Below are 16,836 nucleotides of genomic sequence, written 5' to 3'. Positions count from 1 at the left end.
ATATTTTTTTTAAAAAACGATATATTGAATTCAGATAATGTAAAAAATTAGTAATTTTCCAAATTATTTAAAGGGTTAAATGAAGTACGAAATTCAAAAGTATTCAGGCGAACATCATAAAGAATGGAATCAATTTGTAGCCCATGCTAAAAATGCTACATTTCTATTTCATCGCGATTTTATGGAATATCATCAAGATCGATTTGATGATTTTTCGCTCCTTATTTTTGATGATAAGAAAAAATTAAAGGCCATTTTACCAGCAAATAAAGTGGGCAATACATTGTATTCCCATCAAGGATTAACATATGGTGGACTGATTTTAAATCAAAAATCAAAATTGCAAGATGTAATGGAGATGATGCATACATTGTTAGTATTTTTAAATGAAAATAATATTTCATCTTTACAATTAAAGCAATTACCCGCTATTTATCATGAATCACCTTCTGATGAAATGGAGTATTTAAGTTTTATTTTAAATGCAAAATTAGTGAGAAGAGATAGTTTGTCAGTTATTAATTTAGAAACAGATTTCGAATTTAGTAGCAGCAGAGCAGAAGGAATAAAAAGAGGAAGAGATTTGGGTTTACAATGTAAAGAAGAGAATGATTTTACTTCTTTTTGGAATGAAATATTAATTCCTAATTTAGCTCAAAAACATCAAACCAAACCAGTGCATTCACTAGAAGAAATAACATTTTTAAAATCCAAATTCCCCAATAATATTAGACAGTTTAACGTTTATAAAGAAGGAAAAATTATTGCGGGAACAACTATTTTTGAAAGTGATTTTGTAGCACATTCGCAATATATTTCGGCAGATGATTCAAAAAATATAACGGGAAGTTTAGATTTTTTACACAATCATTTGATAACCTCTACGTTTCGTAATAAAAAATATTTTGATTTCGGAATTTCTAATGAAAATCAAGGTAAAAATATAAATCAAGGATTATTGTTTTGGAAAGAAGGTTTTGGAGCACGAACAATTGTTCAAAATTTTTATGAGATTGAGACCAAAAACTACCAACTTTTAGATAACGTTTTACTATGATACATTTCCTAAATTTAAAAAAACTGAACCAACCTTTTGAAGCTGCTTTTCAGAAAAAAATGAAGCAATTTCTTGAAGGCGGTTGGTATATTTTAGGAAATGAGGTAAAACAATTTGAATCTGATTTTGCTACTTATTGTGGTACAAAACATTGTATAGGTGTAGGAAACGGATTAGATGCCTTGGTATTAATCTTAAAAGGGTATATTCATTTAGGTAAATTACAAAAAGGAGATGAAGTTATTGTTCCTGCTAACACTTACATTGCTAGCATTATAGCCGTTTTACAAACCGATTTAGTTCCAGTTTTAGTAGAGCCAAGATTAGAGACTTTCAATATCAATCCAGAAGCGATTGAAGCTAAGATTACTGCGAAAACAAAAGCTATTTTACCTGTTCATTTATACGGTCAATTGTGTGAAATGAATGTGATTAATGAAATTGCTCAAAAACATAATTTATTAGTTGTTGAAGACGCAGCTCAAGCTCATGGAGGTAAGTTAGAAGTTGGTAGCCAGAAGCTGGAAAAAGCAAGAGCTGGGAATTTAAGTCATGCAGCTGGTTTTAGCTTTTATCCAGGTAAAAATTTAGGTGCTCTAGGTGACGCAGGAGCCATTACAACCAATGATGATGCATTAGCAGAAGTTTTGTTTTCAATGCGAAATTATGGTTCTAAGGTAAAATATGAAAATGAAATAATAGGCTTTAATTCAAGATTAGATGAATTACAAGCCGCTTTTTTAAGTATAAAGTTAAAACAATTAGATTCGGAAAATGAATTTCGCCGAAGTATGGCAAAGCGCTATCTTTCGGAAATTAAAAACGATAAAATTGTAATGCCAAGTTGGGATTTATCTCAAAATCACGTATTTCATCTATTTGTCATCCGAACTTCAAACCGAATAGATTTACAAAACTATTTAAAAGAAAACGGAATTGAAACCATGATTCATTACCCAATTCCGCCGCATAAACAAAAAGCTTTGTCCAATTGGAATAATTTATCTTTTCCAATTACCGAAAAGATTCATAATGAAGTGTTGAGTATTCCATTGAATTCGGGTTTAAAAGCCTCAGAATTACAGCATATTATTTCAACTTTAAATAACTACTAAATGGGAATTTTACATCAATTAAAACAATTTGCTTTTGTAAAGCTTCGCATTTTGAAATATAAATATCTGTCTTCCTGTAAACAAGTTTCGGGTCAGCCCAAATTATATCATCCTTTACTTTTGAATGGAAAAGGAAAGATTTCGTTTGGTGAAAATGTTCAAATTGGAGTTGTAAATTCGCCTAATTACTATTCGCATTATTCTTATTTTGAAGCAAGAAGTTTAGAAAGTGAAATTATCATAGGGAATAATGTTTACATAAATAATCATTGTACTATTGAAGCATTATCTAAAATTACTATTCAAGATAATGTTTTGATAGGTGTTAATTGTTCTATTTTAGATAATGATGGACATTCATTAGAAAAAGATGATCGACTTTTTGGAACACCAAAATCGGCTGAAATTGTAATAGAGAAAAATGTTTTTATTGGCGATAATGTTACTGTCTTAAAAGGAGTAATAATTGGTGAGAATTCAGTTGTCGGAAATGGTTCAGTTGTAACTAAAAAAGTTCCATCGAATGTTATTGTTGCAGGAAATCCTGCTCAAATAGTAAAAGATATCAAATAAATGTCATTTTTTAACCGACATATTTTATTGAAAGTCTTGTCGCTTAATGCGATTGCTGTTTTAGTACAATTTATATTAGGTTTAGTTTCTGTTAATATTGTTTCAGTGTATTTAGGTTCTACTGGAATGGCTTTGATAGGAAATTTGAGAAACTTTACAAGTATTTTCAAATCGATTAGTATTATTGGACTGAAAGAAGGTTTTATAAAATTATTTATTGAAAATAAAGAAACCGAGCAAAGGGAAAAAATATTTTCAACTTTCCTAACTTTTTTTGGAATTATTACTCTTGTTAGTTCTTTAGTAATCATTGTTTTTGCTGCCATTTGGAGTAAACTATTATTTCAGACAGATATTTATTCCAACTATTTGATTTTATTTGGATTGTTACTTCCTTTTTTTACATTCCAATCTTTTTTAGCAACCTTATTAAATGCCCAACAATTTTTCAAGAAATTAATTGGTTTACAATTGGTGAGTTCTGTAGTGATTTTTGCTTTTACAACTTATTATACAATTCAAAATCAATTGGATGGAGCGATTTTTGCTTTAGTTGTTTCAGATGTTGTTTTGCTAATTTGTACGTTGTTCTTTTTACATAAAAATAAAGCCTTTCACTATTTTAATACTTTAAAGAATATTGATTTTACGTATTTAAAAAGTATTAATAAATTTTTATTAATGGCTTTGATTAGCGCTATTATTATTCCATTAACTTCTTTATTAATTCGAAATTCAATCATTTCAGAAATTTCTCTTGATGCTGCTGGAAATTGGGAAGCCGTGAATCGAATTTCAGGATTTTACATGATGTTTTTTAGTGCAGGCTTATCTATGTATTACCTTCCAAAACTTTCAGAGTTAAATACAGATGATGAGTTTAAAAAGGAACTTAGATATTATTTTAAAACATTAGTTCCGTTATTTATTTTGGTTTTATTTTTCGTATTTGTAGCTAAAAATTGGATTATTGATTATGTATTAGCTTCCAAATTTCAATTGGTGAAATCACTTTTAATTTGGCAATTATTAGGCGATTTATTTAAGATCATGACTTTAGCCTTTGGATATCAAATTCTCGTAAAAGCAATGGTTAATAAGTATTTAATTGTAGAAATTCTATTTAATCTCCTGTTTTACTTTGGAGTTTTGTTTTTATTGAGACAATTTTCGGTGGAAGGTGCTGTTATGGCTTATTTTTATGCCAATGTGATAACTTTTCTCGTGGTTTTATTCTTTTTTAGAAAGTTGATTTATAAACCAACAATTTAAATACTTTTCTGCAATAATTTTATAATCATGCTCTTTTTCTATGAAACTTCGAGCATTTTTAGATATTCTAATTATTTCGTTTGGATTGTCTATTAAAAATGATAGTTTACTAACAAGGTAGTCTACATTTGGTAACGCATTAATGGCAACTTCATCTTCATTTATCTTGTAATACTTTAAAAATTCTGTTTCAGCACCCGTAAAAACTATTTTTCCTTTTGCCATAGCTTCTAAAGCATTGTAACCTTGATCGTATGCAAAAACTTGATCCAAAACGATGTGCGCTTTATTGTAAGCTAAAATATACTCACTGTACGGAAGGTTTTTAGTTACGATTATTTCTACTTTATCAGCATATTTTTCTCGAATAATTTCTAATGCTTTTTCAAAATATACAATTCCTTTTTTTATAGAACTTAAACGGTTAATGCCTAAGAAAATTACGATTTTAGGAGTGTTTTCTAATGGTTGAAAAGCAATTACATCTGTATTTATTGGATTAGGGATAAACGTAGTTGAAAATCCCATTTTTTGCATCGGAATTTCATAATCTAAATCGGAAGTAATCAATTTTTGACAGTTTTCTTTCAGCCAATGAAACGTTTTTCGATAATTTTCTTTTCGATATTTTAATGGAAATTGAAATTGATTTTCTAATGATTTGTCTTCAAAGTAAGGTGTTAAAACCGAATATTTTAATTCATTTTGAAACCAATAATCCACAATCGGAGTTTCATCACCACAAATTAATAAACTTCTGTTCTTAATTTTTTGGAATAGTTTTTTATATAAAAATCGTGATAAAAATGGATATGTTTCTAAGGCATCAGAATTGATTAATTGTACATGATGAAAATCGCTAAACTTATTTAAAAGCAAATAAAAACGAATGGCTTTTTCAATTTTTTCTAAATCTAAACTAATGATTTTTCGAACACTTTTAAATATAAAATTTCCAATACTGGTATCGTTACATATTTTAGTGTAAATAGAATAATCAACAGGAAATCTTTTAAATTTATCACCGCAACCTACAATTGTTACTTCATGTCCAAGCGCTTCTAATCCTTCTTTTAAAGAATTGTGTAAACGACTGTATTCACCTAACAAAAGTATTTTCATGCGATGGTTTTAAATGCTGACTTCTAAATTGTAAATTTATATCTTTGTGTAAATATAGTACAATTGCTAAATATGTATCAAAAATCGGATATTCAAATTTTAATTGCGACGATGAATCGAACGAATTTCGATTTTTTGAGAACAATGTTTGTATTTTCTGATTTTTCCAATTTTAATTTACTGGTAATCAATCAAACGACTCCCGATAAATTATTACAATCTGATTTTGAAAATGTTGAAGTAATTAATTCTTTTGAGAAAGGGTTGTCTAAAAGCAGAAATTTGGCGCTAAAAATGGCGACAAAAAAAATAATTGTGTTAACAGATGATGATGTTGTTTTTCAATTGGGATTTGAAGATTTTATATTGAATGCATTCAATTCTAATATAAAACATGATGGTTTCCGATTTCAGTATGAAAATGAAAATGGAATTTTTCCTAAAAAATATCCAAAAAGATTTCTACAAAAACTTTCTCATTTTGAAATATTAAATTCATCTTCAGTTGAATTGGTTTTTAAAACGGAAAGTATAAAAACAAAGGATTTAATTTTTGATGAGAATTTCGGCTTAGGATCTACATTTTATATGGGAGAAGAAGCTGTTTTTGTTTCAGATGCTATTAGAAAGGGCTTGAATATAGGTTTTATGCCTCAAACCATTTTACTTCATGCTGATCTATCAACAGGAGAAAAAACAAGTAGTTCAGAATTATATTTTGTACAAAGTGCTGTTTTTTATCGCATTTTTGGTAAAATGTATTTATTTTGGGTAGCTTTGAAATTATTTTTCGATTTAAAACAAAATAAAATTAAGATTACTCAAGTTTATTATTTACTCACGCAAGCGCTTAAAGGAAAAAAAGCTTATGTCAACGCTACAAAATTGTAAAATACTATCCCTTCCAAAAATTGAAGATCCAAGAGGAAACTTGTCAGTAATTGAAAATAATGTAATTCCTTTTGAAATAAAACGCGTTTATTATTTGTATGATGTTCCAAGTGGTGCTGAGCGTGGTGGACATTCCCATAAAGAGCAGAAAGAATTTTTAGTAGCACTATCTGGAAGTTTTGATGTAATTTTGAATGATGGAAATCAACAAAAAACGGTAACACTTAACAAACCTTTTGAAGGTCTTTTAATAACGAATGGAATTTGGCGTGAATTAAAAAATTTTTCTTCGGGTGCCGTTTGTTTAGTAATAGCTTCTGATGTATTTTCAGAAGAAGATTACATAAGAGAGTTTGAGGAGTTTTTGACCACTAAATCTTAATTTTTTTTCTATTGATAACTTTAGGAGATTTTGTCGATTTTTATTTAAAATTAAAGCAGAAAGGTTTTTTGTTTTTGATCTGTAAGTTGTTTAAATTATCAAATCAAAACCGAGTGGCATCTAAATGGGATAATTTTCAAACAGAATCCGATTTTTGGGTAATTCCTGAAGTAAAAGCCGATTGGAATTTTAAGATTTCTGGAGACTCAAATGTTACCTACGAAGAATATATTGCTAAAAAATACTTCAGTTCAAATTCTAAAATTGCCTTGCTTTCCATCGGATGTGGCGAAGGTTTGCATGAAAGAAACTTTGCTAAACAATTTCCATTTTCTAAAATTGTTGGAATTGACATTTCTAAAGAAAGTATTAAAAAGGCTAAAGATTATGCTAAATTGGAAGAATTAAATATTGATTATCAAGCTGGAGATTTCACTAAAATGAATTTTAAAAACCAGAAGTTTGATGTCATTTTATTTGATTCTAGTTTGCATCATTTTAGTGCTATTACTTCTTTTTTAAAAACAACTATTCAGCCGTTATTAAATGATGACGGAATTGTGGTTGTGTTTGAGTTTTGTGGCCCAAATAGATTACAGTGGAGATCTTCTCAATTGAGAAAAGTAAATCAAATTTTGACTGATTTGCCAGAAAATTACAGAAAATTACCAAATACCAATTGGATAAAAAGAAAAGCTTATCGTCCCGGAATTTTAAGAATGTTTTTAGTGGATCCATCGGAAGCTCCTGATTCTGAAAATTTACAAAAGGCACTACATCAAAATTTCGAGATAGTTGAGGAAGTAGAATTAGGTTGGACTATCATTCAACCTTTATTTAAAAATATTGCACATCATTTTGTAAATGATAAACCTGAAACTAAAAGGTGGATTCGTTTTATTTTAGATGAAGAAGCAAAATATATTAATGAAACAAATGAGAATAATGCTATTTTCGGAGTTTACAAAAAGTGTAATCAATTATAAGTTGAAAATTCAATTCCAATCTTTTTTAAAAGATGCTTTATTTTATAAAGTAGTTGTAAAACAAAACTTGGTAAATTAAATAGTATTTTGTTTGTAAAAGTTAAGTTTTTGGGAGCTATTTTTGTGTAATAAAATAAAGCATTTTCTGTATCACCAATTGATTTGTATTGAATAGCATAAAAAAAGCGATGTAAATCTAACAGTTCTTTTAGATAGATGTTGTTTTCTTCAGCTCTTTCAAATTGTGAAAAGTCAAAAAGTTTCATTTCACAAATTTTTCTTTTTGTTAAGCTATTTGGGGAGTTAAAATTATACAATGCAGTTAGTTTATTTGTTATTGCAACAGGGTATAAAAGACCTATTTTTATCCAAAGTTCTATGTCTTCAACTACTTCAACATTTTCATTAAAACCTCCTAGTTTTTTCAAAATCATTTTCTCAATCATTAAAGCTGATGTCCATGTTATTCTAAATGGTTTATTTGAATAAAAGTAATTCGGAACAATTCCTCTGAAATTATCATCAATCCCATTAAATATTGGCTTTTGAAAATGTTTGGTTGTAGTTTTTATTATATAACGATTACAATAAATTCCACAATTCGGAAAATCAATGTAAAGTTGATATAATTCTTCTAGATGATTAGGATACCAATAATCATCTGCATCTAAAAAGGCGATTAATTCCCCTTTAGCATACTCAATGCCTACATTTCTAGTTTTTGAAACACCACTATTTTCTTGATTATAAAGGCGAATTCGATCATCAGTATATTGCGAAACAACTTCCAAACTATTGTCCGTTGAACCATCGTTTACAATAATCACTTCAAAGTCAGTAAAAGTTTGCGCTAATACGGAATTCAAGGTTTCAGAAATAATGAAATCTTTATTATAAAGCGGTATGACAACAGATATTTTTGGCATAGTTATTTAGTAGCAAAAAATGTAATTTCTTTATCCGAAAAACCTAAATAATTGTCTTTTTGAAATTGTTGAATATTAACAGTAAATCCAACAGATTCTAATCGTTTTTTTAATCCTTCAACAGAATAAATTCTCACATGATCTTCTTGACCAAAATGTAATAATCGATCGGCTTCTGAAGTAATGCTATAATCTTCATAAATTTCTCCTTCTTTAAAAGGTGTTTGAATTATAATGGTTCCATTTGGTTTTAAAATACGATGCAATTCGCTCATTGCTTTTACATCTTCAATAACATGTTCTAGAATATGATAACAAATAATCAAATCAAATGTGTTTTCTTTTTCCGGAATTTGAGTGATATCATAAGTAACATCAGCTATGAAATCTCCAGATAAATCAGAAGCTATATGGTTTACATTCTGTTCTTTTTTCCATTTACGAAATAGAGATCGAGAAGGAGAGAAGTCTAAAATATCAATGTTAGTTTTAATGTATTGCTCTTTTAAAATTTTCCATAAACGTCTATCTCTGGCAAGACTTCCACAATTCGGACAAAGTAAGTCGTGATTTTGCAAATGCACCCAATCTGAAGCTTTGAAATCACAAATTACACATGTGTGATGGTTTCCTCTTTTAAAAATTGCAAAGCATTTTCGTAAAATAGGCTCAATTCTAAAGAGCAATTTTTTAGGAATAAATCGGGTTAGACTATTTTTTAACGAACTATACATGCTTTTTTTGATTGAGTAAACAAAAGTAACCTAATTTGTATAAATCCAACACAATCAAACTAGGATTAGAAGACGTCAGGTTGGCAATCATTTCTTTAGCAAGTTTTTTAAACAAGAAACAAATTACGATATTAAGTTGCCAAAACTGAATTTTGCGGTAAACTTTTCCAATTTTAGTATCTTTTAAATCTAATTTATTGTTTTTAATCAATTGATTTAAAGTAGTTGTTGCTCTTTCTGTTTTTTCAATAAAAGTTGCACTCGACTCAGTATTCAAGTGTATTAATCTGTTTTCAATATGTTGAATAGGAATGTTATTCTTTTTTAATTGGTTGATAAAAACTACATCTTCATATCCATAATCTTTTACATTGTATGGAAAATGATAGTTGGAAAGCAACTCTTTTTTGAGTACTAAATTCCAAGTAAAAACAAAATGATATTGATTTTTCAATCGTTCTGATAACGGAATGCTTTCGCGTTCATTACCATATTTCCAACGAAGTAATTTATCTTTTTCAGGTTTTTCGTTCGGATAGGTTACGCCACCAAACAACACTTGTGTTTCTTGATTAATCGAAGCAATTAGATTTTGTAAGTAAGTTTTTTTTTCAGGAAAAGCATCGGCTTCCATAATGAGTACATAGTCAAATTGCGCTCGATTATTTAGTAGGTTGATGTTGTTTCCCCGACCTAAATTCTCATGATTTAATGTGTAGGAGCAATGTTGTAAAAGATTGATTTCGGTATTTTCTTCTAAAAAAGTTGTACTCGCATCATCCTGAACTAAGATTTCATAAGCAATATCCAATTTATCTGCTTGATATTTTAATTCCGTAACTAATGGATAAACATTGTAGTTATATGTAGGAATTAAAATCGATAACATTACACCGTTCTTTGAACTACTTCAAACATTTTTCCGCCTTCAAATTTCAATGTTTTTGAAGGGTATTTTAAAACTAAAGCGTAATCATGAGTTGCCATTAAAATGGTTTTTCCATTTTCATTGATTTTTCGTAATACTTCCATGACTTCTACGCTAGTTTGTGGATCTAAGTTACCTGTTGGTTCATCTGCTAAAATAATTTCTGGATCATTTAGTAAAGCTCTTGCAATACCAACACGTTGTTGTTCACCACCAGAAAGCTGATGTGGCATTTTAAAAGCAAAACCTTTCATTCCAACTTTGTCCAAAACTTCTTCAATTTTAACATCCATTTCTTCTTGTTCTGACCAGCCAGTTGCTTTTAAAACAAATAGAAGATTCTCTTTAACGCTTCGGTCAGAGAGTAATTTAAAATCTTGAAAAACTACTCCTAATTTTCTTCTTAAATAAGGAATATCACTCTCTTTTAGAGTTCTTAAATCATAATCAACAATACTTCCTTCTCCGTCTGTTAAGGCTAAATCAGCATAAAGTGTTTTTAAAAAACTACTTTTTCCTGAACCTGTTCTACCAATTAAATAAATGAATTCTCCATGCTTTACATCGATGTTTACATCGGTTAAAACCGGATTTTTATCTTGATAAATAGTTACGTTTTTTAAAGATAGAACTGATTGTGACATAGTTTTAATGGATTTTAAAATGTAAAAGTAATAACTTATGGTTCTGTTTCAAAATTTTAAACCAATTTCGATTAAAAATAGTGTGTTTAGTTAAAAACTATGTTCAAAAATTGTACAATATTATGTTAATAACCTTCGTTAATACTATCAATAAGCCTTATATTTGGAACTTATAAATAACGAATCAAATGATAAAGTATTTAAAACTTTCTTTTCTAGTAATGTTTCTTTCAGGAACACTTTTAGCCCAACAATCTTCTGTTTATACTCATGATTTAACAGAGTTTAATAGAGCACTTGAATTGTACAAGGATAAACAATACCAAGCGGCTCAAATTCTGTTTGATAAAGTCAAGTCTAAAGCTGATAACTCGGAAGTGGAATCGGATTGTGCTTACTATATTGCTAATTGTGCAATTCGTTTGAATCAAATGGGAGCTGACGTTTTAGTAGAAAGTTTTGTGGAAGATTATCCAACGAGTACAAAAACAAATCAAGCCTATATTGAAGTGGCACATTTTTATTTTGATGAAGGAAATTATCCAAAAGCATTAGAATGGTTTGATAAAGCGGATTCGAATAATATGTCGCAAGCAGATAGAGAAAAATATAATTTCCAAAAAGGATATGCGTATTTCACTGCAAAAAACACTAAAGAAGCTACAAAATACTTCAATCAAGTAGTAAATTCGAAGACTTTCGGAAGTCAGGCGAAATATTATTTAGGTTATATGTCATATGAAACGGATGATTATAAAAGCGCAAATCAATATTTTGAACAAGTTTCGGACCAAGATAAATACAAAGAAAAAATGGGTTATTTTCAGGCAGATATGAATTTCAAGCTTGGAAATTTCCAAAAAGCTATCGATTTAGGTTTAGAACAATTGCCAAAATCAAAAGGTGAAGAGAAAAGTGAATTGTCTAAAATCATTGGCGAAAGTTATTTCAATTTGAAAAAATACGACAAAGCGCTTCCTTATTTATTGGCTTACAATGGTAAAAAAGGAAAATGGAATAACACCGATTTTTACCAATTAGGATATACCTACTACCAACAAAAAGACTACGAAAACGCCATTTCACAATTCAATAAAATAATTGGTGGAAATGATGCGGTAGCACAAAATGCTTACTATCATTTAGCAGAAAGTTATTTAAAAACCGATAAGAAGCAACAAGCCTTAAATGCGTTCAAAACGGCTTCCGAAATGGAATTTGATTTGAAAATTCAAGAAGATGCGTATTTGAATTATGCTAAATTGAGTTATGAAATCGGAAATCCATATAAATCGGTACCAGAAGTGATGAATGCCTATTTGGCGAAATATCCAAATACACCATATAAATCAGAAATTAATACGTTGTTAATTAGTTCGTATATCACCTCAAAAAATTATAAAGAAGCTTTAGTTTTATTAGAAAAAAGTAAATCTCCAGAAAACAAATTGGCGTATCAAAAAGTAACGTTTTACAGAGGTTTGGAATTGTACACCGATGGTGATTATAAAGGGGCTTATGGTTTATTTAAAAAATCGTTAGCCGAAAATAAAGATCCAAAATTCACAGCAAGAGCTACTTTTTGGAAAGCCGAAACAGAATACAATTTAGACCAATTTGAAGAAGCAAAATTGAGTTTTAAACAGTTTTTAAATTCATCTGAAGCATCAAATACGCCTGAATTCAAGAATGCAAATTACAACTTAGCATATTCGTATTTCAAATTGAAAGAATATGAAAATGCCATTCAATATTTCGATGCTTACACAAAGTCATCTAAAGATGATAAAGTTCGTTTAACCGATGCATATTTGAGATTAGGAGATTGTAATTTCATGGCAGCAAAATATTGGCCAGCAATGGATGCGTACAACAAAGCGATTGACATGAAAAGTGTCGACGCAGATTATGCGGCATTTCAAAAAGGAATCAGCTACGGATTTGTAAGTAAACCCGATCGTAAAATTGAAGATTTAGAGAAATTCTCAAAAACGTTTCCAAATTCGCAATATGCAGATGATGCTTTGTATGAATTAGGAAATACTTATGTGAATCAAAACCAAAATGAAAAAGGAATTGCAACTTACGATAGATTAATTAATGGATACAAATCGAGTTCGTATGTAGCAAAAGCAATTTTAAAACAAGGTTTGATTTACTACAATTCAAACAAAGAAGATTTAGCGTTATCGAAATTCAAAAAAGTAGTAGCTGAATACCCAAATTCACCAGAATCAATTGAAGCGGTTTCAACAGCACGTTTAATTTATGTAGATAAAGGTCAAGTAGATGAATATGCAAATTGGGTAAAAACTTTGTCTTTTGTTGAAGTTACTAATGCTGATTTAGAAAATGATACTTACGAATCTGCCGAAAAACAATATTTGCAAAATAACAACAAACAAGCCATTTCAGGATTTACAAGTTATGTAAGTAAGTTTCCAAATGGATTACATGCATTGAAAGCGAATTTTTACTTGGCCCAATTGTATTTTGCTGATAATTTAGAAGCAAATTCAGTAAAACATTATGAGTTTGTGGTTGCTAAACCAAGAAATGAATTTACCGAACAAGCATTAGCGCGTTTGTGTCAAGTGCATTTGAAAGCAAAAAATTACGATAGCGCAATTCCAGTTTTAAAACGTCTGGAAACCGAAGCTGATTTTCCACAAAACATTACCTATGCACAATCAAACTTAATGAAATCGTATTACGAAAAACAAGATTTTGTGAATGCTGTTGTATATGCTGATAAAGTATTGAAAAACGATAAAATCGACGACAGAATTAAGAGTGATGCTCAAATTATCGTAGCGCGTTCGGCCATCAAAACAAATGATGAAGCTAAAGCGAAAGAGGCTTATGCTAAATTGCAAAAAATAGCAAAAGGAGAATTAGCAGCCGAAGCTTTGTATTACGATGCTTATTTCAAAAACAAGGAAGGTAAGTTTGAACCTTCGAATGTTGTAGTACAAAAAATCGCTAAAGATTATTCAGGATACAAATATTTTGGTGCGAAAAGTTTAATAATTATGGCGAAAAACTTCTACGGATTAAAAGATAGTTTTCAAGCAACATACATTTTAGAAAGTGTAATTGAAAACTTCAAAGAATATAAAGATGTAATCGAAGAAGCTCAAAAAGAACTCGATTTCATCAAAGGAGAAGAAGCAAAACGTAATTCATCAATCACAAAATAATAATCACATCTAATTGTCATGCTGAATTTATTTCAGCATCTAAAAATTATGAATATGAATAAATTCAATTTATATATAACAGTTTTTGTTTTTCTAGCTGCAATCCAATTTTCTTTTTCTCAAAAGAAAGATGAAAACATTGGTTCAGAAGTGGTAAACATTGTGAAGCCTTATACACCAACTATTTCAGATGCTTTCAAAGTGAAAGAAACGCCCGTTTTAGAAGATGAAGAAGAACAAAAAAAGGAAGCTATTCAATATAATATTTTCTCTTTTCCTGTAGCATCTACCTTTACACCAGCAAAAGGTAAAGCAGCTGGAGTGGATAAAACTGAAAAAGAAAAATTATACAATAATTATGCAACCTTAGGTTTTGGTAATTATTCAACAGTTAATGCTGAATTATTTATAACTCAAAACCTAAGTAGAAGTAATTATGTGGGTGGAATGCTGCGTCATTTATCGTCTCAAGGAGGAATTAAAGACTTAGTTTTAGATGACAAATTCTATAACACCAGTTTAGATCTTACTTACGGAGTTCGTGAACGCGATATGAGTTGGAACGTTGATTTAGGCGTGAAAAACCAAATCTATAATTGGTATGGTTTGCCTACAAAATCAATTTTCTTTGATGATGCTACAATTGCCGGAATTGATTCAAAACAAACCTACAATACAATTGCATTAGGTGGAAAAATGAGTTTTAAAGATAGTTTCTTTAAAGACGCTAGCCTACAATTCAAACGTTTTTCTGATGGATTGGATTCGGGTGAAAATCGTTTTTTTATAAAACCTAATTTTAGTTTTGATGTAATGAGTCAAAAAATTAAAGCCGATTTTGTAGTAGATTATGTAGGTGGAACTTTTGACAGAATGTATGATGTTGATTCAGAACTTAAATATAGTGCTATCATAGCAGGAACAAAACCAAGTATTTTATACCAAAAAGACGATTTATCAGTTCAAATTGGTGCCGGACTTTACTATGCGACAGTTAAATTAGATGGTGAAAGCGATGGGAGAATTTTTGTTTACCCAAACATTAAAGCGTCATATAAATTAGTAGGAGATATCTTGGTGGCTTATGCAGGTGCTGAAGGCGATTTAGAACAAAATTCGTATGCGGATTTCGTAGATCAAAATCCATTTGTTTCTCCAACAATGTTTATTGCGCCAACCGATAATAAATATGATTTGTATGTTGGGATGAAAGGGAAACTTGCCAATTCGGTAGCGTTTAATGTAAGACTTTCTAATAAAAATCAAGGCGACAGAGCGTTGTTTGTAAGTAATGAATACGATCCAGCTAACGGAAATACGAATGGTTATGCTTACGGAAACTCATTTGGAGTAGTATATGACGATTTGAATACACTAAGTATTTTCGGAGAATTGAAAGCCGATTTTTCTAAAAATGTAACTTTCGGAATCAACGGAACCTACAACAATTATTCAACAGATTTACAAGCAGAAGCGTGGAACTTACCACAATTGAAAATTGGTTCAACAGTTGATTTTGATATAAACGAAAAATGGTATGCAGGTGCGAATGTATTTTTTGTAGGCGAAAGAAAAGATTTAATTTCTGTTCAAGATGATCTAACAATTAATCCAGGCACTTTTTCAACTAAAACTGTAAGCTTAGATAGTTATTTCGATTTGAATGCGCATGTAGGATTTAAATACAATACAAGATTAACCGCTTTCTTAAAAGGAAACAACTTAGCAAATCAACAATACAACCGTTGGGCAAATTTCCCAGTACAAGGCATTCAGGTGTTGTTAGGTGCAAACTATAAATTTGATTTTTAAAATATAACCGCAAAGACGCAGGGTTTTTTGTGTTCTATTAGAGGTTAAAACATCTCTGAAATATTAAATCATGAAAAAGTATTTAATTGTTTTAGTTTTATTTATAAGTTGTAAAGAGATTAAAGAATCGTCAAATGCTAACTTGAATAATTCTTCAGATATTGTAGATAATTATGATTCAAAGAAAAGAATTACATTTAAAAATATTTCTGAAATAGTTAATGATAGTTGCACTTCTAATTGGGTTAATCAAGAAGGAGATAATTTTTCATTGGCTCTTCACTTTCAAAGCAAAGATACTTTAGATATTTCTTATTCTCCGGAATGTTGGATGTTTTTCAATTATAAATTAGAAGGAGAAAAAATAGTTGTTTATTGGGATGTAAATATTGATACTAAATATGATTTTGAAATTGTAAAAGCAATTAATAAAATTAATAAAAAGTATATAGGAAAACCCTTTATGAGTTTAGAATTAGTAAACAATACTACTTTTAAAACTAATTATTTAATAAAAGAAATAGTTGATAAAATTAATAATTCTGAGAAAAGCAGAATTTTCTTTCCAGAAAAATTTATTTTAGTTCAAGAAGGTGAGCAATATGATTAAGATTAATCCTTAGAGATATTTTTTGAATAATGAAGTTTACAAAATTTTGAAAATTAGCTATTTTTTACCCTTAGTGCTTTCTTTGTAGTTAATCTCTTCACCATGACATTCAAACAAAAAATAAAATCCCATTACCAAAATCTATTATCGGAGAAAATAAACGAATTGCGTTTTATGATTTCCGATTTGGCTCAAGATGCACAAAACGATGCGAAAGGTTCGGCTGGTGATAAGCATGAAACCGCTTTGTCGATGATGCATTTAGAACAAGAAAAACTCAATCAAAAGTTAGCTGAAATTATTGCTCAAAAAAACGTTGTGGATAAAATTGATGTAGATCAAATTCACTCTAAAGTTGCTCTTGGAAGTTTAGTTCAAACCAACGAAATGCTGTTTTATATCAGCGCCGCTTTGCCAAAAATCCAACTCGAAAATAAAACGATTATCCCCGTTTCACCACAATCACCTTTAGGAAGTCAATTAATGGGAAAAAGTCTCGGAGATGAGGTTGAAATCAACAAAAATCGATTCGAAATTAAATCCATCGAATAAAAAAAAACACTCACTTGAGTGGTTTTTTTTAT

Annotated in this window: 16 protein-coding genes; 11 read left to right on the top strand and 5 right to left on the bottom strand. The window is 29.6% G+C overall.

What is annotated here, in order from left to right; genetic code table 11:
• Positions 1–79: 79 nt before the first annotated feature.
• The 4 genes from V7P59_RS01980 to V7P59_RS01965 are packed head-to-tail and all read left to right on the top strand — an operon-like array spanning position 80 to position 4,017.
• Complete coding sequence (locus V7P59_RS01980) at positions 80–1,057, top strand: GNAT family N-acetyltransferase (RefSeq protein ID WP_333808164.1); 978 nt, start codon at positions 80–82, stop codon at positions 1,055–1,057.
• Entirely contained in the window at positions 1,054–2,172 is a 1,119-nt protein-coding gene (locus tag V7P59_RS01975; RefSeq protein ID WP_333808162.1) for a DegT/DnrJ/EryC1/StrS family aminotransferase, read from the top strand. Before V7P59_RS01980 ends, V7P59_RS01975 begins: the two co-directional genes overlap by 4 nt.
• The gene (locus tag V7P59_RS01970) at positions 2,173–2,745 is read left to right on the top strand and encodes an acyltransferase (protein ID WP_333808161.1); all 573 of its coding nucleotides are present in this window, start codon (positions 2,173–2,175) and stop codon (positions 2,743–2,745) included.
• Entirely contained in the window at positions 2,746–4,017 is a 1,272-nt protein-coding gene (locus V7P59_RS01965; protein WP_333808159.1) for an O-antigen translocase, read from the top strand.
• Here the strand turns inward: V7P59_RS01965 and V7P59_RS01960 are convergent.
• Positions 3,976–5,139, bottom strand: coding sequence for a glycosyltransferase family protein (locus V7P59_RS01960; protein ID WP_333808157.1), 1,164 nt, complete (start codon positions 5,137–5,139; stop codon positions 3,976–3,978). The two genes, V7P59_RS01965 and V7P59_RS01960, sit on opposite strands and share 42 nt — an antisense overlap.
• Positions 5,140–5,211: 72 nt before the next feature.
• Here V7P59_RS01960 and V7P59_RS01955 point away from each other — a divergent pair, with 72 nt between their 5' ends.
• The 3 genes from V7P59_RS01955 to V7P59_RS01945 all read left to right on the top strand — a co-directional run bounded on the left by V7P59_RS01955 (position 5,212) and on the right by V7P59_RS01945 (position 7,398).
• On the top strand, positions 5,212–6,030 hold the full coding sequence (locus V7P59_RS01955; RefSeq protein ID WP_333808155.1) for a glycosyltransferase family 2 protein: 819 nt from the start codon (positions 5,212–5,214) through the stop codon (positions 6,028–6,030).
• A complete protein-coding gene (locus tag V7P59_RS01950; RefSeq protein WP_333808153.1) occupies positions 6,008–6,412 on the top strand; it encodes a sugar 3,4-ketoisomerase in 405 nt (134 codons plus the stop codon). The genes V7P59_RS01955 and V7P59_RS01950 overlap by 23 nt, the downstream gene beginning before the upstream one ends.
• 113 nt (positions 6,413–6,525) lie before the next feature.
• Entirely contained in the window at positions 6,526–7,398 is an 873-nt protein-coding gene (locus V7P59_RS01945) for a class I SAM-dependent methyltransferase (protein WP_333808151.1), read from the top strand.
• Here V7P59_RS01945 and V7P59_RS01940 read toward each other — a convergent pair.
• The 4 genes from V7P59_RS01940 to V7P59_RS01925 are packed head-to-tail and all read right to left on the bottom strand — an operon-like array spanning position 7,389 to position 10,630.
• Positions 7,389–8,324 carry a glycosyltransferase family 2 protein gene (locus V7P59_RS01940; RefSeq protein ID WP_333808149.1) on the bottom strand — a complete coding sequence of 312 codons (936 nt, stop codon included), beginning with the start codon at positions 8,322–8,324 and terminating at the stop codon, positions 7,389–7,391. The genes V7P59_RS01945 and V7P59_RS01940 overlap by 10 nt on opposite strands.
• Before the next feature lie 2 nt (positions 8,325–8,326).
• Positions 8,327–9,058, bottom strand: coding sequence for a class I SAM-dependent methyltransferase (locus V7P59_RS01935; protein ID WP_333808147.1), 732 nt, complete (start codon positions 9,056–9,058; stop codon positions 8,327–8,329).
• Entirely contained in the window at positions 9,051–9,947 is an 897-nt protein-coding gene (locus tag V7P59_RS01930; protein ID WP_333808145.1) for a glycosyltransferase family 2 protein, read from the bottom strand. The genes V7P59_RS01935 and V7P59_RS01930 overlap by 8 nt, the downstream gene beginning before the upstream one ends.
• A complete protein-coding gene (locus V7P59_RS01925; protein WP_333808143.1) occupies positions 9,947–10,630 on the bottom strand; it encodes a cell division ATP-binding protein FtsE in 684 nt (227 codons plus the stop codon). The genes V7P59_RS01930 and V7P59_RS01925 overlap by 1 nt, the downstream gene beginning before the upstream one ends.
• A gap of 188 nt (positions 10,631–10,818) precedes the next feature.
• On the opposite strand from V7P59_RS01925, the gene V7P59_RS01920 reads away from it, so the two are divergent.
• From V7P59_RS01920 to V7P59_RS01905, 4 genes are all read left to right on the top strand, one after another.
• Positions 10,819–13,830, top strand: a complete 3,012-nt coding sequence (locus V7P59_RS01920; protein ID WP_333808142.1) for a tetratricopeptide repeat protein — start codon at positions 10,819–10,821, stop codon at positions 13,828–13,830.
• Positions 13,831–13,884: 54 nt separating this feature from the next.
• Positions 13,885–15,642, top strand: coding sequence for a TonB-dependent receptor (locus V7P59_RS01915; protein WP_333808140.1), 1,758 nt, complete (start codon positions 13,885–13,887; stop codon positions 15,640–15,642).
• A gap of 70 nt (positions 15,643–15,712) precedes the next feature.
• Positions 15,713–16,252: a hypothetical protein gene (locus tag V7P59_RS01910; protein ID WP_333808138.1), complete on the top strand. Its 540-nt coding sequence runs from the start codon at positions 15,713–15,715 to the stop codon at positions 16,250–16,252.
• A gap of 102 nt (positions 16,253–16,354) precedes the next feature.
• Complete coding sequence (locus V7P59_RS01905; protein ID WP_333808137.1) at positions 16,355–16,804, top strand: hypothetical protein; 450 nt, start codon at positions 16,355–16,357, stop codon at positions 16,802–16,804.
• Positions 16,805–16,836 lie beyond the last annotated feature (32 nt).

This window comes from Flavobacterium sp. (assembly GCF_036782315.1).
GTDB lineage: Bacteria > Bacteroidota > Bacteroidia > Flavobacteriales > Flavobacteriaceae > Flavobacterium.
This window is presented reverse-complemented; position numbering and strand designations above follow the sequence as displayed.